Source organism: Arthrobacter sp. KNU-44, from assembly GCF_051843155.1.
Classification (GTDB): Bacteria; Actinomycetota; Actinomycetes; order Actinomycetales; family Micrococcaceae; genus Arthrobacter.
Genome location: NZ_JBPXNG010000002.1, coordinates 3,648,305 through 3,669,943 on the forward strand (window position 1 = coordinate 3,648,305; position 21,639 = coordinate 3,669,943).

The 21,639-nt window shown below is 60.6% G+C and carries 27 protein-coding genes and 1 other RNA gene; 22 read left to right on the forward strand and 6 right to left on the reverse strand.

What is annotated here, in order from left to right:
- Positions 1 to 70 precede the first annotated feature (70 nt).
- From ACSVHC_RS18075 to ACSVHC_RS18085, 3 genes are all read left to right on the forward strand, one after another.
- Positions 71 to 178 carry a DUF6011 domain-containing protein gene (locus ACSVHC_RS18075; RefSeq protein WP_439181401.1) on the forward strand — a complete coding sequence of 36 codons (108 nt, stop codon included), beginning with the start codon at positions 71 to 73 and terminating at the stop codon, positions 176 to 178.
- A gap of 181 nt (positions 179 to 359) precedes the next feature.
- Positions 360 to 1,133 carry a hypothetical protein gene (locus tag ACSVHC_RS18080; RefSeq protein ID WP_439181178.1) on the forward strand — a complete coding sequence of 258 codons (774 nt, stop codon included), beginning with the start codon at positions 360 to 362 and terminating at the stop codon, positions 1,131 to 1,133.
- A 22-nt stretch (positions 1,134 to 1,155) separates the two neighbouring features.
- Complete coding sequence (locus ACSVHC_RS18085; RefSeq protein ID WP_439181179.1) at positions 1,156 to 1,452, forward strand: hypothetical protein; 297 nt, start codon at positions 1,156 to 1,158, stop codon at positions 1,450 to 1,452.
- 460 nt (positions 1,453 to 1,912) lie between these two features.
- On the opposite strand, the gene ACSVHC_RS18090 is transcribed toward ACSVHC_RS18085, so the two are convergent.
- A complete protein-coding gene (locus ACSVHC_RS18090) occupies positions 1,913 to 2,158 on the reverse strand; it encodes a hypothetical protein (protein WP_439181180.1) in 246 nt (81 codons plus the stop codon).
- A gap of 63 nt (positions 2,159 to 2,221) precedes the next feature.
- Between ACSVHC_RS18090 and ACSVHC_RS18095 the strand changes: the two genes are divergently transcribed.
- Positions 2,222 to 2,491, forward strand: a complete 270-nt coding sequence (locus tag ACSVHC_RS18095) for a hypothetical protein (protein WP_439181181.1) — start codon at positions 2,222 to 2,224, stop codon at positions 2,489 to 2,491.
- 84 nt (positions 2,492 to 2,575) lie between these two features.
- Positions 2,576 to 2,971: a hypothetical protein gene (locus ACSVHC_RS18100; RefSeq protein ID WP_439181182.1), complete on the forward strand. Its 396-nt coding sequence runs from the start codon at positions 2,576 to 2,578 to the stop codon at positions 2,969 to 2,971.
- On the opposite strand, the gene ACSVHC_RS18105 is transcribed toward ACSVHC_RS18100, so the two are convergent.
- Positions 2,940 to 4,250, reverse strand: coding sequence for an ISL3 family transposase (locus ACSVHC_RS18105; protein ID WP_439180925.1), 1,311 nt, complete (start codon positions 4,248 to 4,250; stop codon positions 2,940 to 2,942). The genes ACSVHC_RS18100 and ACSVHC_RS18105 overlap by 32 nt on opposite strands.
- A gap of 310 nt (positions 4,251 to 4,560) precedes the next feature.
- On the opposite strand from ACSVHC_RS18105, the gene ACSVHC_RS18110 reads away from it, so the two are divergent.
- From ACSVHC_RS18110 to ACSVHC_RS18125, 4 genes are all read left to right on the forward strand, one after another.
- Positions 4,561 to 5,943, forward strand: coding sequence for a phage major capsid protein (locus tag ACSVHC_RS18110; protein WP_439181183.1), 1,383 nt, complete (start codon positions 4,561 to 4,563; stop codon positions 5,941 to 5,943).
- 3 nt (positions 5,944 to 5,946) lie between these two features.
- Positions 5,947 to 6,207 (forward strand): hypothetical protein, encoded by a 261-nt coding sequence (locus ACSVHC_RS18115; protein ID WP_439181184.1) that lies wholly within the window; start codon positions 5,947 to 5,949, stop codon positions 6,205 to 6,207.
- Between the two features lie 12 nt (positions 6,208 to 6,219).
- Entirely contained in the window at positions 6,220 to 6,489 is a 270-nt protein-coding gene (locus tag ACSVHC_RS18120) for a hypothetical protein (protein ID WP_439181185.1), read from the forward strand.
- 169 nt (positions 6,490 to 6,658) lie between these two features.
- Positions 6,659 to 6,904: a hypothetical protein gene (locus ACSVHC_RS18125; protein WP_439181186.1), complete on the forward strand. Its 246-nt coding sequence runs from the start codon at positions 6,659 to 6,661 to the stop codon at positions 6,902 to 6,904.
- A gap of 55 nt (positions 6,905 to 6,959) precedes the next feature.
- On the opposite strand, the gene ACSVHC_RS18130 is transcribed toward ACSVHC_RS18125, so the two are convergent.
- The gene (locus tag ACSVHC_RS18130) at positions 6,960 to 7,418 is read right to left on the reverse strand and encodes a hypothetical protein (RefSeq protein WP_439181187.1); all 459 of its coding nucleotides are present in this window, start codon (positions 7,416 to 7,418) and stop codon (positions 6,960 to 6,962) included.
- Positions 7,419 to 7,506: 88 nt separating this feature from the next.
- Between ACSVHC_RS18130 and ACSVHC_RS18135 the strand changes: the two genes are divergently transcribed.
- From ACSVHC_RS18135 to ssrA, 13 genes are all read left to right on the forward strand, one after another.
- Positions 7,507 to 8,058 carry an HNH endonuclease gene (locus ACSVHC_RS18135; RefSeq protein ID WP_439181188.1) on the forward strand — a complete coding sequence of 184 codons (552 nt, stop codon included), beginning with the start codon at positions 7,507 to 7,509 and terminating at the stop codon, positions 8,056 to 8,058.
- A 137-nt stretch (positions 8,059 to 8,195) separates the two neighbouring features.
- Complete coding sequence (locus ACSVHC_RS18140) at positions 8,196 to 8,486, forward strand: hypothetical protein (RefSeq protein WP_439181189.1); 291 nt, start codon at positions 8,196 to 8,198, stop codon at positions 8,484 to 8,486.
- Positions 8,487 to 8,784: 298 nt separating this feature from the next.
- Positions 8,785 to 9,048, forward strand: coding sequence for a hypothetical protein (locus tag ACSVHC_RS18145; protein ID WP_437770816.1), 264 nt, complete (start codon positions 8,785 to 8,787; stop codon positions 9,046 to 9,048).
- Between the two features lie 4 nt (positions 9,049 to 9,052).
- Positions 9,053 to 9,475, forward strand: a complete 423-nt coding sequence (locus ACSVHC_RS18150; RefSeq protein ID WP_437770815.1) for a TadE family protein — start codon at positions 9,053 to 9,055, stop codon at positions 9,473 to 9,475.
- A complete protein-coding gene (locus ACSVHC_RS18155; RefSeq protein ID WP_437770814.1) occupies positions 9,456 to 9,974 on the forward strand; it encodes a hypothetical protein in 519 nt (172 codons plus the stop codon). The genes ACSVHC_RS18150 and ACSVHC_RS18155 overlap by 20 nt, the downstream gene beginning before the upstream one ends.
- 11 nt (positions 9,975 to 9,985) lie before the next feature.
- Positions 9,986 to 10,450, forward strand: coding sequence for a pilus assembly protein TadG-related protein (locus ACSVHC_RS18160; protein WP_439181190.1), 465 nt, complete (start codon positions 9,986 to 9,988; stop codon positions 10,448 to 10,450).
- Positions 10,451 to 10,517: 67 nt separating this feature from the next.
- A complete protein-coding gene (prfB, locus tag ACSVHC_RS18165; protein ID WP_437770812.1) occupies positions 10,518 to 11,633 on the forward strand; it encodes a peptide chain release factor 2 in 1,116 nt (371 codons plus the stop codon).
- Between the two features lie 177 nt (positions 11,634 to 11,810).
- Entirely contained in the window at positions 11,811 to 13,922 is a 2,112-nt protein-coding gene (locus ACSVHC_RS18170) for an acyltransferase family protein (RefSeq protein ID WP_437770811.1), read from the forward strand.
- A 177-nt stretch (positions 13,923 to 14,099) separates the two neighbouring features.
- A complete protein-coding gene (gene ftsE, locus ACSVHC_RS18175) occupies positions 14,100 to 14,864 on the forward strand; it encodes a cell division ATP-binding protein FtsE (RefSeq protein WP_059387583.1) in 765 nt (254 codons plus the stop codon).
- Positions 14,861 to 15,775: a permease-like cell division protein FtsX gene (gene ftsX / locus ACSVHC_RS18180; RefSeq protein WP_437770810.1), complete on the forward strand. Its 915-nt coding sequence runs from the start codon at positions 14,861 to 14,863 to the stop codon at positions 15,773 to 15,775. The genes ftsE and ftsX overlap by 4 nt, the downstream gene beginning before the upstream one ends.
- A gap of 38 nt (positions 15,776 to 15,813) precedes the next feature.
- A complete protein-coding gene (locus tag ACSVHC_RS18185; protein WP_437770809.1) occupies positions 15,814 to 17,205 on the forward strand; it encodes a peptidoglycan DD-metalloendopeptidase family protein in 1,392 nt (463 codons plus the stop codon).
- 64 nt (positions 17,206 to 17,269) lie between these two features.
- The gene (gene smpB, locus ACSVHC_RS18190; protein ID WP_028264808.1) at positions 17,270 to 17,740 is read left to right on the forward strand and encodes an SsrA-binding protein SmpB; all 471 of its coding nucleotides are present in this window, start codon (positions 17,270 to 17,272) and stop codon (positions 17,738 to 17,740) included.
- Positions 17,741 to 17,891: 151 nt separating this feature from the next.
- Positions 17,892 to 18,260, forward strand: a transfer-messenger RNA (tmRNA) gene (gene ssrA / locus ACSVHC_RS18195).
- Between the two features lie 133 nt (positions 18,261 to 18,393).
- Here the strand turns inward: ssrA and ACSVHC_RS18200 are convergent.
- Genes ACSVHC_RS18200 through ACSVHC_RS18210 form a run of 3 tightly spaced genes read right to left on the reverse strand, consistent with a single transcriptional unit; the run spans position 18,394 to position 21,458 of the window.
- Positions 18,394 to 19,647: a hypothetical protein gene (locus ACSVHC_RS18200; RefSeq protein ID WP_437770808.1), complete on the reverse strand. Its 1,254-nt coding sequence runs from the start codon at positions 19,645 to 19,647 to the stop codon at positions 18,394 to 18,396.
- Positions 19,637 to 20,404 (reverse strand): TIGR03943 family putative permease subunit, encoded by a 768-nt coding sequence (locus ACSVHC_RS18205; RefSeq protein ID WP_437770807.1) that lies wholly within the window; start codon positions 20,402 to 20,404, stop codon positions 19,637 to 19,639. Before ACSVHC_RS18205 ends, ACSVHC_RS18200 begins: the two co-directional genes overlap by 11 nt.
- Complete coding sequence (locus ACSVHC_RS18210; protein ID WP_439181191.1) at positions 20,394 to 21,458, reverse strand: permease; 1,065 nt, start codon at positions 21,456 to 21,458, stop codon at positions 20,394 to 20,396. Before ACSVHC_RS18210 ends, ACSVHC_RS18205 begins: the two co-directional genes overlap by 11 nt.
- Positions 21,459 to 21,639 lie beyond the last annotated feature (181 nt).

The following is a 21,639-nucleotide window of genomic DNA, read 5'->3' on the forward strand; positions in this document are numbered from 1 at the left end:
CCCTGCCCAGCATGCCGCGAGCATGCCCGCTGCCGCCGTCGTTGCCGAGCTTCAAAAGTACGCCGCTGCCATGGGACTGACTCTCACTGCGCGCTGTCGACGCTGCGGTGCCCCGCTTTGGGCGTCAGAGTCGCTTCACGCGAAGCTTGGCCCCGTATGCCGTAAGCGGGTGGCGTGATGTTCATGAATCGCGAGCAGCGACGCGCGTATGCCCGAATGATCAACAGCAGGACTGATCTTTCGTTGGGAGCAAAGCGCTTGGCCATAACCGCGCTCAGATACGCAGACAAAGACGGCAGGTTCACCGAAGAAGATCTTGAGTCGATGTCCCGCGAATTGGATTTGGGCGCGGAGCAGTCATGACTAGTCGAGATTTCACTCAGGTGCCCAATGCTCTATTCGCCGCCGAGGTTTCAGCTAATGCGAGATGGGCTTACGTCGCGCTCCTGTCGTTTCACCGTCCCGGCAAAGACACATATCCGGGAGTGCTGGCCTTGGCCGAACGCGCTGGCATGTCCAAGCGGACATTGGAGCGGGCCGTATCCGAATTGCGGGACGCAGGAATGATTACGATCACAAAAATGACGTATCGGCGGGCATCGTTGAGCAACCCTCACAAGTTCGTCAAGGTCACCCGGAACGTCTACGCCTTCCCTGAGCTATCCGCCATATTGGCGCACGGCTTTTACCAATCTGGCGGACGGCTTCATACAAATGTGGCGGACGGCTTTGACAAATCTGGCGGACGCTTAAGAGAACAAGAAGATGACATAGAAGAAGATGAATTAGAAGAAGAGAGTCCCCGACGTGCTAGCGCACATCGACTCACTCCACTCCCGGCTGATTTTTCCTTGACTACAGAGGAACAGAAAGAACTCCACGAACAGTTCCCAAAGCTGGACGTAGCCAATGAGTTAGCAAAGTTCCGAGATTGGGCCAAGTCCAAAGACGCAAGGTTCAAGGATTGGGCTGCGGCGTTTAGAACTTGGTTGCGCCGCGCTGACGAATACGTGTCAACCAGTCCGGGGACGATAACAGCGGCTGCCGCTGCGGCCAAGCGAGCGAAAGAGGACGCCGAAGGACGCCGGATAGCGAAGGAATTCTATGAGTCGGAAGGCATCGAATACCCGTGAACGCACATCGAAGGAAACGACAATGACACCGTCTGAAACCAAGACATTCCTGTTGCAGATCCAACGCGACGCTTTCGCTTTGCTCACCCAGGATCTCAACGGCATGGACACCCGCCACGCGATAGGCCGGTTGCTTACAGAACAGCCCGCCGAACTCAGGGCCACGTATGCGGCAACCCTCGTGCACGAACTGACAACAGGATTCGGAAGCGCCCTCGTGCTGTTGCACGGAAGCCGCGAGCAAGCTTTAGCGGCGACCCAAGCAACAGCATTGAGATTCGAAAAGATAGCCCCGGATCTCCGAGCGGAAGATATCTAGCATGCGCACCGTGCACGAAGCGCCGTATGAATCGCACGCCCGTAATTCCATGGCTGGCATTCCCGGAACCGGGGCACCCGTAGACCAGCGGCACCGTACATGGGCAAACACCCGCGCGACGCATGCCAATCGCTCTACGGGGCACACAGCCCCGCACGCCGAGCCAGGGACACACCGACACGCGGCACGACGACGGCAGACACGCGCACACGCCAGTGACCAAGGCAGCAAGGCAGAGAGCGAGAGCCAGACGCGCACGGCACAAGGCACAGCCGATGAACGCGGGAAGATCCACCAACAGGAGCGGCCCCGCCATGGGGGACCAGCCAGCGAAGCGGACGGGGCCGGACGGAGACCGAGTTTTTTTAGACAGGCAGAACGCGGACGACCGCCAGTCTTTCGCAAAATTCCCACTCCGTGGGTGCAGGAAAATCCGTGGGTGCAATCAGTAGTACAAACGCTACGAAGGTAGGTACGAAGAATGGCTTTCAAGCATGGTGCGAATGGCTACCGGCGTCACGGTTGCCGGTGCGAGGTCTGCAAAGACGATCACGCCGCCGAGCGCCGTCGTGAGCGTGCGAAGGTCAACGGCGGGCCGGGGCTGTCGGTTGTCCATGGAGCCTTCCCGGCGTTTCCGGCTGCGGCTGATGATCCGGTTGAGCGCGGCCCGGCTGCGGACAGCACTGAGGCCGCTGTGGCGGCTCAAGTCGAGGCCTTGGCTGATGCTGGCCGATTGTGGACACCTGAATGTGCGCGGTTGGATAACCAAATGATGACCGCTGCGCGCACCATAGATAAAGTCATCGCTGACGGGCGCGTGCATTTAGCGCCTCCGTATTTCCGGATCATCACCCAATCCATGGCTGAATTGAAAGAGATCCTGGCCCCTGTTCGGATTGCTGGCACCCGGACGGCTGAGGATGATATCGCTGCCGCTCAAGCGGAGATTGAAGCTGAATTCGGCGGGCCGCTCGGCATTCCCGTTCAAACCGATCCTGTGCCGTATACGTGGAGGAATGGCAATGGCGACCGCGAGTGACAAAACCCGGAAAGTATCCTCAACTGAAACCCGGCAGGTTTTACCTGTCTTGACAACGTACGGCCAATAAAGGAGAAAATTATCATGGAAACCATGGAACAACTCATTTCCCGCGAGAAAGAGCAGCTAGCCGCCAAAAAGGCACGCCGCGAGGCGCTCAAAGATGCCCTTACGGATCTGGGCCGCATGTCCAAGACTGACGCATTTGATCGGGCGCTCAAGGTCCGGACGGATCTCAACCTCATTGACGCCGACATTACGAAAAGTGAGGCTCGCCTAGGACTCTTGAAGAGAGAACAGGCTCTAGACGAGCGTGTTGAGGCATTGGCTGAGCAAACCATCATTATGCCTAGCCCCGATTCCCCCGAATATCAGGCTTATCGGCAACGATTGGCCGAGGCCGATACCCGCCGCGAGGCCATTGATGCGGAATACGAGGATATCGGGCTCATCGCATTTGAGGGTGTAATCGCGGTCTGAATCCGCCGGTTTCGAGGAGTGATCGGGCGATGTAGTTGGCAAGGTTCCTGAAGCCGAGGGCGGAGCCGCGGAGGTGTTCGAGCCGGCCGTTGAGTGCTTCCGTGGGGCCGTTGCTGGTGCCGGGCCGGTCGAAGTACGCGAGCACGTCCCCTGCACGGCGTTTCAGCGTGCGGCCCAGCGTAATGACCTCGGTCAGCGCAGCGGGAACGCCGGCGCTGATCGCGCCGATCAGTGCTTGCATGAGCTGTTTGCCTCGGGTGCCGTCAGGGTCGCGGTAGGCGGCGATGACGCGCTGGTAGATGCCCCAGGTCGCTTCGACTTCGGCATGGTTGTCCGCGGCGAACAGGGCCTCCAGCCTGTCCTTCTGCTTGTCGGTGAGCAGATCGTGCCCGGTGTGCAGGGTCCGGCGGGCTGCGTAGAGCGGATCCCCGGACCGTCCGCGGTGACCAATGGTCTGCTGCTGCACGCGCTGGCGGCACCTGTCCAGGGCATCGCCGGCAAGCCGGACGACGTGAAACGGATCCATGACCTCGACCGCGTCCGGGAGCTCCTCGGCGGCTGCGGTCTTGAACCCGGTGAACCCGTCCATCGCGACGACCTCGATCCCGTCCCGCCAAGCCTTGGGCCGCTCGGCGAGCCAGGCCTTGAAGACCTGTTTCGAGCGGCCCTCGACCATGTCCAGCAACCGTGCCGGCCCGGTCCTGTCACGGACCGGGGTGAGGTCGATGATCACGGTGACGTATTTGTCCCCGCGCCGGGTGTGCCGCCAGACATGCTCATCGACGCCGATCACGGCCACCCCGTTGAACCGGGCCGGGTCCTCGATCAACACCCGCTTGCCCTCGGCAAGGATCGCGCTGTTCGCCGTATGCCAGGACACGCCCAGGCCTTCCGCGACGCGGGCGACAGTGAGGTGCTGGCACACGATGCCCTCCAGCGCCCAGCGCAGTCCGCGGCGGGAGATCTTCGCCCTCGGCTGCGCGGCTTTGGAGATGTCCTGCCGCCACACCCGCCCGCACCCGGTGCATTTGTAGCGGCGGACCCGCACCAGCAGCGTCGTCGGCCGCCATCCCAGCGGTTCGTGCGCGAGCGGCCGTGTGACCGTGCCGCGGGCGATGCCCTGGCCCCCACACGAATGGCACCAGTCGTCCGGATCAACGGCACGGCATTCCAACACCGCCCGGCCAGGGGCGAGACACTGCCCGGCGGCTTCGAGCCCAAGCTCATCGAGCCGGCAGAACGTAGTCAGGTCAGGAGGCAGGAAGGTAGCGTGGGACACGTCGAGGTCTTCCGGATGGGCAGTGTAGGAACTTCCATCATCGGAAGACCTCGACCTCTATCCGGCCACCGACGCGCCCACCCCCGCTACACCCTCGAATGCGATGAGCCGGATATCGCGCGGGAATGGTTGGAAGTCCGGTAGAATGATTCATAGGTCCTCGCGGAGAATCTGGGCAACCACACTCCGCGACAGCCTATGAGTAGGGCCACCGGACTACGCCTTCGGTTGGAAAAGTAAGACGCCGCCTTATCAGGCCGCGCCATTCCATTCCGGGCAGTATGGCCCGCATAGGCTTTAGGAGCCGACAATGAACATCCAAGACATGATTGACCAGAAAATCACCCGGCGTAATGCCATTGTCGCCAAGTTCACTCAATACCGCCAAGGGGACATCGACGTTAGCGCCGAACAGATCACGGCCATGCGTGCCGAAAAGGCCACCCTTGACACCGAAATTGATGCGCTCGTAGCTGCGGGCACTCGTGGCAACAGCGGCAGCGGTAGCGACGGCGACTATTCCGCGAATGGCCGGGCAGGTTCCGTTAGCGGGAACCGTGGCGCTGATTCGGGCCGGGCGCTTCCCGGTGACAAGTTTGTCCGTGAGGACGGCTCCGCTGCGGCGGTGCGCCGGGGCGAATCGTTCGGCTCCCATCCCCTCGTCGCCGCTGCCCGCGGGAAAGATCAGGCACGCGAGGAAATGGCAACCGCTCAATTCGGCGGCGTCGCGCAAATGGTCCGTTCGCTTTCAACTTCGGGCACGTCCGCTATCGTTCCGGTCGTTTGGGCGACGGAAATCATCGACCTGGCCCGCAACTACAGTGCGGTTCTGAAAGCCGGTGCAAACGTCGTCCCGATGGACGCCCTGACCGTCAATATCGGACGGTTGACCGGTGACGCAACTGCGGCTTTCCGCTCCGAAGGTAGCGCCATTACGGCGAGCGACACGACGTTCGATCAGGTCCAGTTGACCGCCAAGTCATTGAATGCGTTGGTTATCGGTTCGATGGAATTCTTCGCTGACGCGCCCAATGCGGACTCGTTGGTTGCCAACTCGATTGCGAAGGCCATTGCACTCAAGATCGACCTCGTTGCCCTGTACGGCGGCATTACGTCCGGCGCTGGCTCAATCAACCTTGCAACGCCGCCGAACCCTCGTGGAATTCTCGCGGCGCTTAATGCCAACCTCCCGGCGAACGTCCTTGGCGGCGGCGCAACGAACGGTACGGCCCTGACTCAGTACAGCCAACTTTTGGATCTCTACTGGCAGGTTGCCAACGGGAACGAAAACCCGAACGCCATTATCTGGCCCCCGAAATTGGCTCAGGCGTACTCGAAACTTCTGGACACCACGAACCAGCAATTGCGCGTTCCGGCCCCGCTTGGTCCGGGCGCAATGATGGTCGCCCAAGACACGTTCCCCGGCGACCCGGATGCCGGTCTGCCGTTCTACGTTTCCAAACAAGCCCAGCAAGCCATGACGCAAGGCACGCTGACAACTGCGGCGGACGTATTCCTTGGCGATTTCACGGAATTGCTCGTGGGGCAGCGGCTTGATCTTTCGGTGCAGGTATTGCAGGAAAGGTACGCCGAACTCGGCCAAATCGGCATCGTTGCAACGTGGCGCGGCGATATCCAGCCCGCGCGTTCCAGCGCTTTTGCGGTTTACCGTTACCTTGCCGGGGCTGCATAGGCCATGGCACTCAGCGAAGGCATTATTGGGCCGGTTGCAACATCCCGGCCCAATGTGCCGACGATTTACTGGGTCAACCCGGATACCTTCCCGTTCTGGGAAGGTGCCGAGGATTTGCGGCTCCCGACGAACGTTCCATTCGTACCGACGCCGCGCACGGACTGCATCCAAAACTTCATGACTCTCACGAGTCCGATAACCGGATTGCAGGTCACTTTTCTAAAAGGGGAAACCCTTCCGGCATGGGCATTGCCCTTCCGCTGATAGGAGTTTGAAATGGCACTAAGTAACAACCGTCGCGCGACTCCGCTCACTTTTGCCGAGTCGCCATATTCGCCAAGCCCCGTATTTGAGGACTACTTCTACGCGGTGCACCCTGAGTCCGGTTTGGACGTGGTTTATGTTCCGGGCGAAGCGAAACCCCAATTCGTGCTTGAGCAGGAGCGGGAGCAGGGCCGGGCAGTCGCGGAAAAGCAAGCGGAGCCTGTAGCGAAGCGGCAAGGCAACAAAGCCGTCAAGGCGTCACAGGACGAAGGTTTGGCGTAAAGGCCACTGCTTCGGGCTTCTAATAAGTTGAGCCTGAGCAGCCCATGGCGGACGAGGCACCTTACCTTATCTGGGGCCGATGAACCCGCCAGCGCCAATACAGAGAGACCCGTACCGAATCCATTCCCGGTGCGGGTCTCTTCTTACATTTGCCCTCTAGGATCAGGGCATGGAATTTATGAAATTGAAGCCGGGGTTCACGGACCCCATCACTGAGCTTGCCCCCGACGAGCAGTTCACGGCCTCCGCGATTTTCACGGCCTCCAACGCTATGCCCATTCCCATGTGGGGAACTGTGACAGCGGAGAGTGAAATCATGTACCGGTTTGAAATAGAGATGGACGGCATCGTGCGGACTCTCTGGGCGATGCGAGCCATGACCCAAAAGGGGCCAAAGCCAGAGCGGACCTTTTAACGCCAGTTGCTTAGCGCCGTCGTCGTCCGCCGAACCGGAAGGACAGGCCGGGCAGCTAGTCCTTCACGCCGAGGTCGCGGCGGACGTCTGCTAGAAATTTGTCGTAGTTCTCTGCGAGTAGGCCGTGTGCGTCTTGGGCGCGCTTTAGCCTGGTGTCTGAGGGTGCCTCGTGGAGTATTTCGAGGGTCTCATGCATCTGGGACATCACGGCTTTCATCGATTTCTTCACCCTGCGGGGGCCAAGGACGATGATCGGCGTGATGAAAGAGTTATCCCCTGACACTTCACTTGTCGGCTTCTCTTGAACTAGGTCCGCCAAAGTGGAAGTCATCTCGCCCATCTTGTCGACGGCGGCGATGTACTCCTTTTGTTTTTCGTTTCGAAGCCACTGCCAATGCTCGGTATTCTTTCCTAGTTTGCTGCCCCACCAGCTACCGAAAAGCGCGAACACTCCCGTGAGTACTGGTACGGATACCAGCCACCACCATTGGCCTTGCTTGATCAGTTCATCCATGCCCAAAACATACAAGACCCGGCCCTGTCCCGGGGAGCAAGGGGGACCGGTAGACTCTTCTCAAATTCAGATAGATAGGTAGTGGGGGATGCTGCGCAGAGCCGAAAATGTGAGTCTCACTCACCGGCCCGGATTCTGGACGGGCAAGGGACCAGTTTTTCTGACGGTCGGCAGGAAGTCCTACCAACTTAAGAAGCTCACAAAGCAGGAGTTTAGCGAGCGTCAGGAAGGTCAGCGCCGGTATCCGAGTCCCGTAGTTACGGTGCAAGGCAGAAAATACTGGCAATTTGAGAACAAGTTCTATTGGGAAAACGACGGTCTTAGGGCCGCAGAAGTTCACGCCCTGATAGTGACGAAGCAGCAACGAGACAGGCAACACATCGAGCGCGCCCAAGCAACAGTCGCAATTGGATCGACGCCGCGAAACTCCCCAGGGCGACGCCGGATACCTGATGATGTGAAGCTTTTTGTCTGGACTCGGGACGAAGGCCGGTGCCGAAACTGCGGTTCGGATACCGAACTTCAATACGATCACGTCATTCCCGTATCAATGGGCGGCAGCAATAGCCCTGAGAACCTGCAAATTCTTTGCGGTCCTTGCAACCGGTTCAAGTCCGCAGGGATCACCATGAACCGCTAGTCGCCCGGCGTCTGCCGACGCGGACGCCGCTGGCCCGGCGCGGATCTCTGCTAACTCCAAGGCGAAAAATAACCGCTGAAACCTTGCGGGAGCAATACAGTTGGGCCTGTCAGCGTTGAACTATCAGATGGGGAAACATGAGCGGCGAAGTCATTTTGAATGGGTTTGGTTCACTTGCGGAAGGGCCAGCGGAGCGGGAGCGTCCAACTTCCGTGCTTCCTGACCCGGATATTGATGCTGAATTGGACTGGGTAGTTGTGCAGATCGCGGTTAGCGCCGATGGTGGGCTGACTGCCCTCCAGGAACTTCGCGGATGGTGGGACGGCAACAGGTATGTCAACGTCCCTCAGGAGCGGCGATGCAGGACACGCGTCGTCAGCATGGGCATGGAAAGACTGCTCGTGGAGCATGATTCCTCGATAGTCTGAGTGATCGTTCCAACCGAATCCCCCGTCAGTCACCGTGGCTGGCGGGGGATTCTCGCGTCCAGAAGAAAACCAAGCGTTGCACTAGCGTGGTGCCGCTGGTTTTCGGCGTCCTGCCCCTCACCGTGATCTTCGCCGTCTATCCGGGCCTGGCCGCGCTGGAACTTGGTTTCTGATGGCCGTCTCCGACAAGCCTTTTCACCTCCATCACATGGGCGTCCGCCTAAATGCCAAAACATGAAACAGCACGGATCACAACGATTCCTGCACAGCGAAATGGGGAAAAATGAACTGGGGAAGAATGAATAAGCCCGGACGCCGAAGCCTGCCGGCTCCAGGACTTTTGCTGTGCCAGTTGTGGACGCTCCCGCCGTCCAGACCATCGCTGAGAACCGCCCCGAATGAAAGTTCGGTCCCGGACGATGGTCATCCCGAGCGGGGAGATGTCCCCGGTTGGGTCATGATCACCTTGATGTCCGCGGCACTCGTCGCGGGCCTGCTGGCGCTGGCCGGCCCGGCTCTTGAGGGACTCTTCAACCAGGCCATGAACAAGGTTGGAAAGTAAGTCCGTGCCGTTCCGCAGCCGGGGAAGAGGACGTGGCGGCCGCGCCAGTGCCAGCAGCGGCGATGAACAGGGCTCCGCCGTCGTGGATTTTGTGCTGGTCGGGGGTCTGTTGACGGTGTTCTTCCTCGCCGTCGTTCAACTGACCCTCGCGTTGCACGTGCGCAATACACTCATCGATGCGGCCTCGTCCGGTGCCCGTTACGGCGCTCTCGCCGACCGGACGCCAGCCGATGCACGTGAGCGCACCGCAGACCTGATCGGAATGGCGCTGAACGCGGATTTTGCGCGGGACATCTCGACGTCGGAGGCCAGCTTCCAGGGAATCCGCACCTTGGTAGTGACAGTCCGGGCACCCTTGCCCGTTATCGGGCTGATCGGACCTCGAGCGGCGCTGGAGGTGAGGGGGCATGCTGCGACTCCCGGTTGACCTTGGCAGTGCAGCGACTTCCCGCTTCCGGGAGGTGGTCTGCCGGCCACTGGCCGAGGGCCAGGAATCTACCGTTCCTCCATGTGCCTCCGAGTGGGGAAGCGCGGTGGCCGAGTTCATCCTCCTGTCCCTTCTGCTTATGGTTCCCGTGGTCTACTTCATCGTCACTATCGGACAGATCCAGGGCGGTTCCTTCGCCGTCGTGGGGGCAGCGGACCAAGCCGCCAAGGTCTATGTCACGCAGGAGGACGCCTCCCAAGGCCGTGCCGCCGCTGAACGGACGGCCATTCTGACCCTTGCCGACTATGGCCATCCCGCGGAGCGGGCACTTGTCGACGTCGTGTGCGACCGCGGCGATTGCCTGTCGGCCGGTGCTGCGGTCACGGTGACGGTGAAGCTTACGGTGCCGTTGCCCATGCTGCCGTTTGGAGACACCTTGAACCTTGACGCCGCGAATCTGAGCGCGTCGGCCACGCAAATCGTCGGGCGGTTCCGGTGAAGGACCTTCCTATGAAGGCGGATATGCCGCGGTCGCGAAAATCAGAGGGGGAAGACGGCCATTTGATGGTCTTGACCATCGGCTATGTGGTGATCGCGCTGTTGCTGGCAACGGTCGTTGCTGCGGCTTCCGCCATCTACATCGAACATAAGAAGCTCCTCTCCGTGGCGGACGGAGCTTCGGTGGCAGCCGCTGACAGCTATGCCCTCGGCCAAGTAGACAATAGTGCTGGAACGCCCTCGGCGGTCCTCAACAGTGAGCGGGTTCGGAGCGCTACCGTGTCGTACCTCGGGCAAAACGGCGCCCATTCACGGTTCGATCAACTTGCCGTCGCGCCGGGTACTGGAAGTCCGGACAGGACCACGGCGGAAGTTGTGCTGAGCGCGGTTGCCTATCCGCCCGTGGTCAGCTTTCTGCTCCCCGACGGTGTTCCGATCGAAGCCCGTTCCACTGCGCGTTCCCGGCTGACCCGCTGAGTTCCCAGCGTCATACGTTCAGTGCCCGTGCCAAGGCCACCAATGGATGGCGTACTCTGGAACAACCATGGCTCAGATTGACTTTCCCGCAGAAATCCGCGCGCTTCGCTCCACCTACCGCTCCATCGAACAGGTTTCCGATGTCGAGAAGCTCAAGGAAGAGATCGCAGAACTGAGCGAGCGAGCGGGTGAACCGAACCTTTGGGACGATCCAGCTGCCGCGCAGGTAATTACGTCGAAGTTGTCCCACCGGCAGTCCGAACTTGAACGGTTGAACAGGCTGGCGGGCCGTATCGACGATCTTGAGGTTCTTGTCGAACTCGGCCAGGACGAGGACGACGACGCTTCCATGGTCGAAGCCGCCACGGAACTCGATTCAATTCGCAAGGCCCTCAAGGAACTTGAGGTGGTAACCCTGCTCTCGGGCGAGTACGACGAACGCGAAGCCGTCGTCACGATTCGTGCGGGCGCCGGCGGTGTTGATGCGGCGGACTTCGCCGAAATGCTCATGCGCATGTACCTTCGCTGGGCGGAACGCCACGGCTACCCTACTACCGTCATGGATACTTCGTACGCCGAAGAGGCTGGCCTCAAATCAGCCACTTTCGAGGTCAAAGCGCCGTACGCTTTCGGTACCCTCAGTGTCGAAGCCGGGACGCACCGCCTTGTCCGCATCAGCCCCTTCGACAACCAGGGCCGCCGGCAAACCTCCTTTGCCGCCGTCGAAGTCATCCCGCTTATTGAGCAGACCGACTCGATCGACATTCCCGACAATGAGATCCGCGTCGATGTCTTCCGCTCTTCCGGCCCCGGGGGCCAGTCCGTCAACACGACGGACTCAGCAGTGCGTTTGACCCATATCCCTTCAGGGATTGTCGTCTCCATGCAGAACGAGAAATCCCAGCTGCAGAACCGCGCAGCCGCAATGCGCGTGCTCCAATCGCGGCTCCTTCTCTTGAAAAAGGAGCAGGAAGATGCTGAGAAGAAGGCATTCGCAGGAGACGTCAAGGCATCGTGGGGGGACCAGATGCGTTCGTATGTCCTCAATCCGTACCAGATGGTCAAGGATTTGCGGACTGAACACGAAGTCGGCAACACGTCAGCGGTGTTCGACGGCGACATCGACGACTTCATCGACGCCGGCATTCGCTGGCGCACTGGCAACCGCAACGCCGAAGGGTAGGCGGCACCGGCCCGATGGGTCATGCCCTCTTAACTGAGGCATGCCACTACCGCATCTGGATTGCCCGGGCCGCATCACTGGCAGGTAATCATGGCTACGCTGATTCGGCCAGTTCGACTCACGACGCCGCATACGTCATCCTTTAACGGGGCACTCATCGACGGCAGGCAAGGCGGAATGCAGAAAACTAGGGCGACCAAAACCGTACTTCGCAAGGATATCCAGGGTCTTAGGGCCGTGGCCGTAGCGGCGGTAGTACTTGATCACCTGCTCCACTGGCCCCGCGGCGGCTTTGTGGGGGTCGATATCTTCTTCGTAATCTCCGGATTCCTCATCACCGGGCTCCTCATCCGTGAATGGCGGCGCGCGGGGCGGATCTCGTTTGTGGACTTCTACAGGCGTCGCGTCAAGCGGATCCTCCCAGCTTCGCTGCTGGTCATCGCGGTGACCGTCATCGCGGCCCGGTTCCTTTTTGCTGCCCAGCGGTGGCACGCAACTGTGTGGGACGCTGTCTTCTCGGCCCTTTTTTCGGCGAACTGGCGGTTCATGGTCATTGGAAGTGACTATTTTCAGGCTGACGGGCCGGTTTCGCCCCTGCGCCACTATTGGTCGCTTGCCGTGGAGGAGCAGTACTACTTCATCTGGCCCTGGGTAATGCTCGCAGTCCTGCTGCTCACCAGGAAGCTATCCGCGAAGGCAACGACGTCGATGAAGCCGGTCGTGCTGACCATCACCGGCATCACCGTGGCATCTTTCGCCTGGGCTTTGTTCGCAACGTCTACGAACCCGGGCGCCGCCTACTACGACACCTTTTCACGCGTATGGGAACTCGGGATCGGGGCAATACTCGCATTCGCTGTCCCGTGGCTGGAGAAGCTGCCGCATCGGCTGCGTCCCGTTGCCGCGAACTTAGGCCTGCTAGGAATCCTCGCGTCCGTTTTCCTGGTTTCTCCCGATTCCGGATTTCCCGCGCCCGTTGGATTGATACCTGTACTGGCAACGGCATTGGTGATCGCGGCCGGATGCGGTGGAGAGCAAAAGTTCCTGAAGCCCTTGACCAACAGAGCGAGCCAACATCTCGGCGACATCTCGTTCAGCCTCTACCTCTGGCATTTCCCGGTGGTGATATTCCTGGGCGCCTTCCTTGAAGCGGACCTGTTCTACTACGTGTTGGCTGGCTTGCTCATGCTGGTTCTGGCGCACTATTCGTTCCGGCTTGTGGAAGATCCCATCCGGAATAGCCGGTGGCTTTCCAAGGCAGAGAAGCGGCCGCATACGGAACGGCGACGATCAACGCGGACCTTTGTCCGTTCCGCTCTGGGATTGGCGATGTGCCTAACCGTTCTGGTCGGCGCTACGGGGGCGCGCATGGCAATCTTCCCGATGGCCTCGCCGTCAGGCGGTTCGACGATCGAATCCAGCAGTGCCGGGAAGGGTTTTCCCGTGGACGGGCCCGAATCCAGGAAGATTCAAGCAGAACTGCAGGCCGCGGTGGGGGCCACTGAATGGCCTACCTTCTCGCCGTCCCTGGAAGAGATCATCGCCAAGGACCCCTACCCGGATGGCGTCCACGCTTGTGGCGATGCCGGTGAACACCCGGCCGATCAATGCACATGGGGGCCCAAAGACGCCAAAAAGCACGCCGTTCTTGTCGGCGACTCCATCTCCATGCGATGGGCGACTCCTTTGATCAAACTCTATTCCGAGAACGGTTGGAATATCCGGGTTCTGGGACGCTATGGATGTCCGTTCAATCTTTATCCGATCGCCAAGCCCGCTGAAGAGGGGAAGGCTTGCGATGACCGGAAGGCTGAGGCCGTCCGAGTCATCCAGGAGATGTCTCCGGACATTGTTTTCATTGGCAACACACACTTCCCGGAGCGCATGTCAACGACAGGCAAAGTTGCTACAGCCGAAGACTGGGGTGCTGGAATGACGGCGATCCTGTCTAAGATTCCGAACGCGAAGAAGAAAGTCCTGCTGAGCCCGCCGCCGATAGATAAAGACCCGCGCCAGTGTTACAGCCCTGTACAAGGACCCCAGGCGTGCTTGGGCGGCGTCAGTCAGCTCTGGGTCGACATCTCGGCGGCCGATCGCAAATCGGTTGAGGCAGTCCCCGGCGGTGTTTACGTAGACACAAGGGAGCTGTATTGCACGCAGGACGGGATGTGCCCTGAGTTTGTGGGCAACATACCGATTAAGCAGGACGGCACACACATGACGATGTACTACGGCTACCACATTCAACCCGCGCTTAAGGAGATGCTGGCCAAACGCGGCCTGGGTTAGGACCGGGAACGTCCGTCCCTGCCGCCTGTTTGGGCGACACACCGCACCAAGCCCGCGATTCCGCCGCGGAGCGTGCGTATAGTCGAAGAGCCGGCGCTCAACCTCCCCCAACGAAAGCCCGTGCGCTGGCGGTTGGACTGGTCGAACGTGGCATGTCCGGCGGGGTTCTGAAGAGTCATGATCCGATTTGAGAATGTCACCAAGGTCTACGACCCCAATGCCCGTCCGGCGCTGGATGCTGTCAACCTTGAGATTGACCGTGGAGAATTCACCTTCCTGGTCGGGGCCTCGGGCTCCGGCAAGTCGACGTTCCTGCGACTCATTCTGAAGGAAGACCGGGCAACATCCGGTTCGGTCTACGTCGCAGGCCAGAACGTAGCCAACATTTCAAGCTGGCGGGTCCCCAAGCTGCGCCGCGGAATCGGCGTCGTTTTCCAGGACTTCCGCTTGTTGCCGCAGAAGAATGTCTTCGCCAACGTGGCCTTCGCCATGCAGGTGATCGGCAAAAGCCGCAGCATCATCCGCGAGACTGTTCCGGAAGTGCTGAAGACTGTTGGCCTTGAAGGCAAGGAACGCCGCATGCCCCATGAGCTGTCCGGTGGCGAGCAACAGCGCGTGGCCATAGCCCGCGCCGTCGTCAACCGCCCCGGCATCCTGTTGGCGGACGAACCCACCGGAAACCTGGACCCCATCACCTCGATGGGCATCATGGGTGTGCTCGACAAGATCAACCAGAACGGCACCACTGTGGTCATGGCAACGCACGACGACGACATTGTGAACGAGATGCGAAAGCGCGTGGTGGAGCTTCGGAACGGAGTGGTGGTCCGTGATGAGGCAAGGGCCTTGTACACCTCGATGATTCCGGTGGTGGGAGAGTCCCGGCGAATGAAGGACGCGAGCGATGCTGAAATCGACCGCGCACAGGGGGTCCAGCAGTGAGGCTCGCTTTTATCCTGGGCGAGATCGGCAGTGGCCTGCGCCGGAACCTGTCCATGGTGATTTCCGTTGTCCTGGTGACGTTTGTCTCCCTCACCTTTGTCGGCGCGGCCGGCATGCTGCAGATGCAGATCAACCAGATGAAGGGTTACTGGTACGACAAAGTCCAGGTTGCCATCTTCCTCTGCAACGACTCCTCGACTTCGACGGGATGCGCGTCGGGCGCGGTCACCAAAGAGCAGCAGGCCAACCTGGCCAAGATGCTCGATTCGCCGACAGTCAAGCAGTACATCACCGACTACCAGTTCGAATCACAGGCCGATGCGTTCAAGCACTTCAAGGAACAGTTCTCCAACTCTCCGATCGTTGACTCGGTAACACAGGACCAGCTTCCTTCGTCTTTCCGAATCAATATGAAGGACCCCCAGAAGTATCAGATCATCAGCGAGACCTTCTCCTCCCAGGCCGGGGTGGAGACCGTCAGCGATCAGCGCCAGGTCCTTGAACGGATCTTTGAGTGGATGAACGGCGCCTCTGTGGCGGCAATGGTGGTCGCCGGAGTCATGATCTTCTGCGCAGTCCTGCTCATCACCACCACCATCAGGTTGTCCGCGTTCAGCAGGCGGCGGGAGACAGGCATCATGCGCCTCGTTGGAGCGTCGAAGACCATTATCCAACTGCCGTTCATCCTTGAAGGCGTCATCGCCGCGGTCGTGGGTGCAGTCCTGGCTTCCGGCACGCTGTGGCTGGTTGCCCAGTTCTGGCTTAATGGTGACTTGTCGCGGCAGTTCCTGAATACTCCGTTTATTTCCTCGGCCCAGGTACTCGTGATTGCTCCGGTCCTGATAGCGTTGGGCGGCGGCCTGGCTGGAATATCTTCGCTTCTGACCCTCCGTCGATATCTCAAGGTCTAGCCATGAAGAGCACTGATCCCGGGCGAACAGGACAGCCGATGACACGGAAGCACCAGGCTGCGTTGCGGCTGCGAAAAGTTAGTGGCCGTGCGAAGGTTGCTGGCTCTGTGCTGGCCATTGCACTCGCGGCGAGCCTTGGCACTGCCCCCATGGCACACGCTGACAACCTCGATGACCAACAGGCCGCCCTCAACGCAGAATCTGCGCGGGTCCAGCAGTCCCTGGAATTCGTTGATGCCAACATTGCGAAGGCAGCCGGCGACCTTGTGGTCTATCAAGGACAGCTCCCGGGAGCTCAACAGGCACTTCTCGAAGCCCAGGGCAAGGTTGCCACTGCGGTAAAGGAGGCGGACGCCCTGGCGGCCCGCGTGGACCTGGCGCAGCAGAGCAAAGCCCAGATCACCCAGCAGCTGGAAAACGACAAGCAAAAGATCACCGACACCAAGAAGCTCATCGGCCAGATCGCGGCTCAGGCATATAAATCCGGTGGCGTTCCCACGAACGTTGCGTTGATGTTCGGAGCGAACGACGGCGGCAACCTTACGGACACCATGGACCTCGCCAACCAGGCGATGCGCAGCCAGAACGCCACGATGACGAAGTTGACGCAGCAGAGCGCCACGAACGTTAACTCCCAAGCCCGGCTCACCGCCGTCGAACAGGAAATCCGCGACCTCAAGGCGAAAGCGGACGCGGCGCTTGAGCGCGAAAAGGCAGCCCGCGATGATGCCGCTGCCAAGAAGGCGGCGGTGGACAAGCTCATCTCCGACACCACCCGTCTTAACAGCCAGCTTCAAGCGGCCAAGCCCGGGATCCAGGCCCAGCTCCAACAAGTGAAGGCGAATCAGGACGCAGTCGCTGCGGAAATCTCGGAACGCGACCGCAAACTGCGCGAAGCATGGTTGGCCGAACAGCAGCGACTGGCCGCAGCCGCTGCGGCAGCTGCCCAGGCGCAAAACCAGGCACCCCCGCAAGCTTTCGTCCCGCCAGCGAGCAACCCGCGCTCCAACTTTGGCCTGATCCACCCGGTACCTGCGAACATCCCGATCACCTCGGGCTTCGGTTGGCGTGCGACGCCGCCTGGAACCATCGATTTTTACGGCCAGGGGGGCTACATGCACACGGGCATCGACTTCGGCGCCCCCTGTGGAACCCCGGTATACGCCGCCGCTGCCGGCACGGTATTTTCAGCCGGCTGGGGTAACGACGGCGGTGGCAACCGTGTCAAGATATCGCACGGAGTCATCAATGGTGATTCCCTGACCACGGTTTACTACCACAACACCAGCGTGGTGGTTTCTTCCGGTCAGCAGGTGAGCCAAGGTCAGCTCATTGCATATTCAGGGACCACGGGTAACTCCACTGGTTGCCACGTGCATTTTGAGACCTGGGTGAACGGGCAGGCCGTTGACCCGATGAACCTTTTGTAGCCCACACGACAAGGTCCTGCTGGCGTAGACTAGTGTGATTCTTCGACAACCAAGGAGTTCTACCGTGCCCAAGGAAAGTGGCCGTAAGGTAGTGGCCACCAATCGCAAGGCTCGGCATGACTACCACATATTGGATACCTATGAGGCCGGCATTGCCCTCATGGGAACCGAAGTAAAGTCCCTGCGTGAGGGCCATGCCTCCATGGTGGATGGCTTCTGTACTTTCTACAATGACGAGTTGTGGATGGAGGGCATCCATATCCCTGAGTACAACCAGGGGAGCTGGACCAACCACGCCGCGCGCCGCCGTCGGAAGCTGTTGCTTCACCGCGAGGAACTCAACAAAATCTCCGGCAAGATCCGCGAGACAGGGCTGACGGTCGTGCCGCTCCAGCTGTACTTCCTGGATGGACGCGCCAAGGTCGAGATTGCGTTGGCTCGAGGCAAGAAGGATTACGACAAGCGGCAGACCTTGCGCGAGCAGCAGGACAAGCGTGAATCGCTGCGTGAACTGCGCGAGCGCAACCGCCGCTGACTTGTCCGCAAAACGCTGCCAGTGCGTCGCCAGCCAAAGCGTGTCCCGGAATGTTCAGGTGCCGCGATGCGTTATGCTGATTAACCCGGCAGGTTTTCATGGTGGTAGCTTTCGAGCGATCATCGTGCTGCGGGGATTGATAACAAAATACGGGGATGATCGGTTTCGACGATGTTAGTCGCGACAGGTGAAGCGGGCCGAGGATGCAGAATTATCTCGTAAACGCTGTCTGCAAACCAATAAGTGCCAATTCAAAGCGCACTGACTTCGCTCTTGCTGCCTAAGCAGTAAGACAGTCCGTCAGCCCGAGGTTGCTATTGCCCCGGATCCTGGCGTCATTTAGATAGCCACTGCTGTTTGCCTTCGTCATCGAGGCAAGCGGGACTCTTAGATGACTGGGCCCGGATCAGCTACTTGTTCGCACGATAGCTGGGGCCGAGAAAGTCCGACGCGAACTGCGCCCGGAGAAGCCCTGACAACACGACATCGGACGGGGGTTCAATTCCCCCCATCTCCACTTTTTGTGATGAGTCGAGACATCCTTCATGGATGAGTCGGGTCATCGGTAACACCCCGGTCTTCGGACCGGGGTGTTTTTCTTTGTGCGGGTGCGGAGCAACAGACCTCCGGAGCCAACCGTTGCCCGGGTTCGCTCAACGGCACCAGCTCGGCAGGAAACCGGGAACGCTTTTGAGGACAGTACCCGATTTCAGGTCCACGAGGTCGGTCCGCATGGGGGAAGGTTCGGGGAGCACGGGGTATTGGTCCCCGACGTATTTCGGGGCCGCTGTCTCAACGGCGAGGTAGTCGCGGGACGGAGACACGCACATGTCCAGGATGCGGGACCATTCGGCGGCCGGCTGGTAGAGCACGCGCGAGCCGTTCTTGTCGGCGAGGTTGATGACGGAGGCCTCATTTCCGGCGTCGTACTTTCTCACGACTTGCGCATATAGGCCAGAAGCGTCGAGGACCATGGGCTGGCTCGCGTAGGTGCCGACCCCGGTCGCAGCATCGCGCGCGAAAGTGTCGGTAAGGGTCAGCGTCGTGAGTGTGCCGGTGGTGAGGTTGATGGTCGAGTACCGCGGCGGGTCTACGCCCTTTTTCAGCCCTGCGTCGGCGACGGCGAGTTCGTCGGTGCCGGGGACGAATCCGAGGATCCCGGCATGCGCGCCCAGAGGCGACACTTTTCCGGTTTCCAGCGCATCAATGATGAACATGGACTGGTCGTCGGTTTGCGCCACCAAGGTGGCCCCGCCCGGGACAAAGCGCCAGTCCGCGGCCGAGACCGGACCGTTGATCCCCTGGATGGCCCGCGGGCCCGAGGACGGATTGTCGACGTCGTACACGAAGAGTGATTTCCAGTACTGGCCGGTGCCCGAAGAAGCGGTGAAGGTGAAACCAATGAGGTGCTTGGATCCTGCCGCGTGAAGGTTCGCCACTGTCCCCAGGCCCGGCAATGGAACGAGTGTGGGCGGGCCGCCGGTGAGGGGGACGATCTCAAGCGAGCTGGTGTTGTCATCGTTGAGGGTTACGACGGCAAGGGCGGAGGGAAGGGCCGCATATTCCTGGATGCGGGGAGCGCTGGCAATGACCGTGCCCTGGTCACTGGCGGTGAGGCTTGTGGCGAGGATGGTGTCCGGCTTCTTTCGCCCTGTGTTGTCTTTGCCGGTGTCCCTCTGCAGCGTGTAGAGGCCGGATTCCGCGGGTGCGGAGGAGTTGGCCAAGACCGAGGTGTTGGGGTGCGGAAGTTTCGAAAGATTCGCCGCGGTCAGTGCGCCGGCAAGCAGGGCGAGGATCGCGATAGTGCCGTAGAGGCGCCGGGCAAAACGGCGGCCGGCCAGGAACTCTGCCGCGGACGCAATCGCTGCAGCCCGCTTGGCCGAGACGGGACGGCGCTTAGTAGACATAGGGCTGTGCCGGCTGTGTGGTGGGCTTGATGGAGTCCGGTATCAGGACGATTGCCTCGCGACTGGCCGTGTTGGGGTTGGCACGAAAGCTGCTGGTGACCGTGACCCAGCTGTCGGCTTTGTATTCGTTTTGCCACCCGGGGTGATAAACGGGAACGCCAATCGGCTGGGCATCAACGGCGCAGCAGGTCACGACAAAACGGGTCACGAAAAAGACGTTTGGATCTGTCTTGTCCGCACTGACGAACCCGGTCACGGTGGCAGTCTTGTCGGCGAAAAAGTCCTGCCCAGCGCCGGACCGAAGCAATGATGCCCAGTCCCTCACCGTGAACGCGGAGTAGTCTCCCTTGCCCGGCAGCGCGGGTGCTTTCAGGGTGAGGGCGGATGCTGAGCCGTTGAGGTCCCGCTGTGCGACAGTGGCAGTAGTAAGGGTCGACGGCGGCAGGATCAGCAACGCGACGACGGCGGCGCTGATGGTCAGCACACTCCCGACCGGCCACAGCCAGCCCCATCGCGACCCGGCCTCATCGCCGTGCTCGTTGTCGTGCGCGTGCCCGTCGTGGGTAATGGGAGCAAAGGCGAAGGCCGCCAGGGCAAGCACTCCTGCGATCACGGCCATGATGACCGTGAACACGAAATACCGTGGATGGATGTACAAGGCAAGCTGTCCTGACAAGCCCAGCCAGACCGTCGCGATGAGGCCGATCAGGCTGAGGACCACGCCCTGCCAGCGGCCCACGAGCCGCCTAATGACCATAGTTGACCGCCAATCCGAGGACCGCGGCGCAAAGCGCCACCAGCAAGCTGAGCTGAAGCAGGGTCTTCGCAGTGAACGTGGTGCGCATCAGGGCGAGCATTTTCACGTCGATCATGGGCCCGAAGACGAGGAAAGCCACGATGCCTCCCGGCATGAAGGTTGCTCCGAACGACAGGATAAAGAAGGCATCCACGTTTGAGCAGATCGCAACGACGAAGGCCAGCAACATCAACGCCAGGACAGACCAGACCGGGTTGCTGCCCAGGGCCACCAGCACTTCTCGGGAAACGGCAACCTGGATCAGCCCCGCCATGCCTGCACCAATAAAGAGGGCAGGCATCATTGCGCGCGTCTCCTGCGAGAACATCTGCACGCTGCGCCTGATCCTCCCGGCAGAGCCGGCGTGGTGGACTGCCACTGAACACGTTTCCTGGAACCGGGCGGTCAGCAGTTCCCCGGGCCGCGGATGCCGGCTGTAGATCCAACCGACAAGGTTGGCGATGAAAAAACCGCCCAGGACGCGGGAGGCCAGGATGCCGTTGTCCCACCCAAACGCCTGCGCGGTGGTGACGATGGTGACAGGGTTCAGGATGGGTGCCGCGAACAGGAAGGTCATCGATTCCGCAACCGTGAGGCCGTTGACCACCAGACCACGCGCCAGCGGAACATTGCCGCACTCGCAAACAGGCAGCAGCATTCCCAGGAGCGAGAGGACCAGCCTCCGCAACACCAGGCTCCGGGGCAGGCGGCGGAGCAGCAGGCCCTCCGGCAGCCAGACCTGGACGGCGATCGAGAGGACAATCCCGAGGAAAACGAACGGCAGGGACTCGATGACAACGCTGATCGACAGCGTGGCAAAGTCGCGGGCGGCGTTGGGAAGCGCAAGGACCTCCGGCGTGGATGGTGCCAGCACCCGCACAACCGCTAACAGTGCAACGAGGGCTAGCCCGACGATCAGACCGGCGGCAGACTTCGACGTGAAAGCACCGGACGGGCTTTCACGCTCGCCTTCCGGCTGTTCGCGTTTGTCGACCGCAGGCAGCGTCACAGTCACTCCTTACTCCTCGGACCCGGTCGGGGACGCCGGAAGGGGTCGCGAAAACCGACTGTACACGTCGGTCACCTTCGCGACTAGCCTGTCACCCCAACCGGTTTCCGCGCAGGGAATCCCTCCGCTACTCGCTGAGCGGGACACCCGGAAGGAATCGAGTGCCCGGTCCAAAAGACAGGTAGCG

Excerpts from the sequence above, each read along its gene's own strand:
- ACSVHC_RS18075 (WP_439181401.1), top strand. The coding sequence starts at position 71 with ATGGGACTGACTCTCACTGCGCGCTGTCGACGCTGCGGTGCCCCGCTT.
- ACSVHC_RS18080 (WP_439181178.1), top strand. The coding sequence starts at position 360 with ATGACTAGTCGAGATTTCACTCAGGTGCCCAATGCTCTATTCGCCGCC.
- ACSVHC_RS18085 (WP_439181179.1), top strand. The coding sequence starts at position 1,156 with ATGACACCGTCTGAAACCAAGACATTCCTGTTGCAGATCCAACGCGAC.
- ACSVHC_RS18095 (WP_439181181.1), top strand. The coding sequence starts at position 2,222 with ATGATGACCGCTGCGCGCACCATAGATAAAGTCATCGCTGACGGGCGC.
- ACSVHC_RS18100 (WP_439181182.1), top strand. The coding sequence starts at position 2,576 with ATGGAAACCATGGAACAACTCATTTCCCGCGAGAAAGAGCAGCTAGCC.
- ACSVHC_RS18110 (WP_439181183.1), top strand. The coding sequence starts at position 4,561 with ATGAACATCCAAGACATGATTGACCAGAAAATCACCCGGCGTAATGCC.
- ACSVHC_RS18115 (WP_439181184.1), top strand. The coding sequence starts at position 5,947 with ATGGCACTCAGCGAAGGCATTATTGGGCCGGTTGCAACATCCCGGCCC.
- ACSVHC_RS18120 (WP_439181185.1), top strand. The coding sequence starts at position 6,220 with ATGGCACTAAGTAACAACCGTCGCGCGACTCCGCTCACTTTTGCCGAG.
- ACSVHC_RS18125 (WP_439181186.1), top strand. The coding sequence starts at position 6,659 with ATGGAATTTATGAAATTGAAGCCGGGGTTCACGGACCCCATCACTGAG.
- ACSVHC_RS18130 (WP_439181187.1), bottom strand. The coding sequence starts at position 7,418 with ATGGATGAACTGATCAAGCAAGGCCAATGGTGGTGGCTGGTATCCGTA.
- ACSVHC_RS18135 (WP_439181188.1), top strand. The coding sequence starts at position 7,507 with ATGCTGCGCAGAGCCGAAAATGTGAGTCTCACTCACCGGCCCGGATTC.
- ACSVHC_RS18140 (WP_439181189.1), top strand. The coding sequence starts at position 8,196 with ATGAGCGGCGAAGTCATTTTGAATGGGTTTGGTTCACTTGCGGAAGGG.
- ACSVHC_RS18145 (WP_437770816.1), top strand. The coding sequence starts at position 8,785 with ATGAATAAGCCCGGACGCCGAAGCCTGCCGGCTCCAGGACTTTTGCTG.
- ACSVHC_RS18155 (WP_437770814.1), top strand. The coding sequence starts at position 9,456 with ATGCTGCGACTCCCGGTTGACCTTGGCAGTGCAGCGACTTCCCGCTTC.
- ACSVHC_RS18160 (WP_439181190.1), top strand. The coding sequence starts at position 9,986 with ATGAAGGCGGATATGCCGCGGTCGCGAAAATCAGAGGGGGAAGACGGC.
- prfB (WP_437770812.1), top strand. The coding sequence starts at position 10,518 with ATGGCTCAGATTGACTTTCCCGCAGAAATCCGCGCGCTTCGCTCCACC.
- ACSVHC_RS18170 (WP_437770811.1), top strand. The coding sequence starts at position 11,811 with ATGCAGAAAACTAGGGCGACCAAAACCGTACTTCGCAAGGATATCCAG.
- ftsE (WP_059387583.1), top strand. The coding sequence starts at position 14,100 with ATGATCCGATTTGAGAATGTCACCAAGGTCTACGACCCCAATGCCCGT.
- ACSVHC_RS18185 (WP_437770809.1), top strand. The coding sequence starts at position 15,814 with ATGACACGGAAGCACCAGGCTGCGTTGCGGCTGCGAAAAGTTAGTGGC.
- ACSVHC_RS18200 (WP_437770808.1), bottom strand. The coding sequence starts at position 19,647 with ATGTCTACTAAGCGCCGTCCCGTCTCGGCCAAGCGGGCTGCAGCGATT.
- ACSVHC_RS18205 (WP_437770807.1), bottom strand. The coding sequence starts at position 20,404 with ATGGTCATTAGGCGGCTCGTGGGCCGCTGGCAGGGCGTGGTCCTCAGC.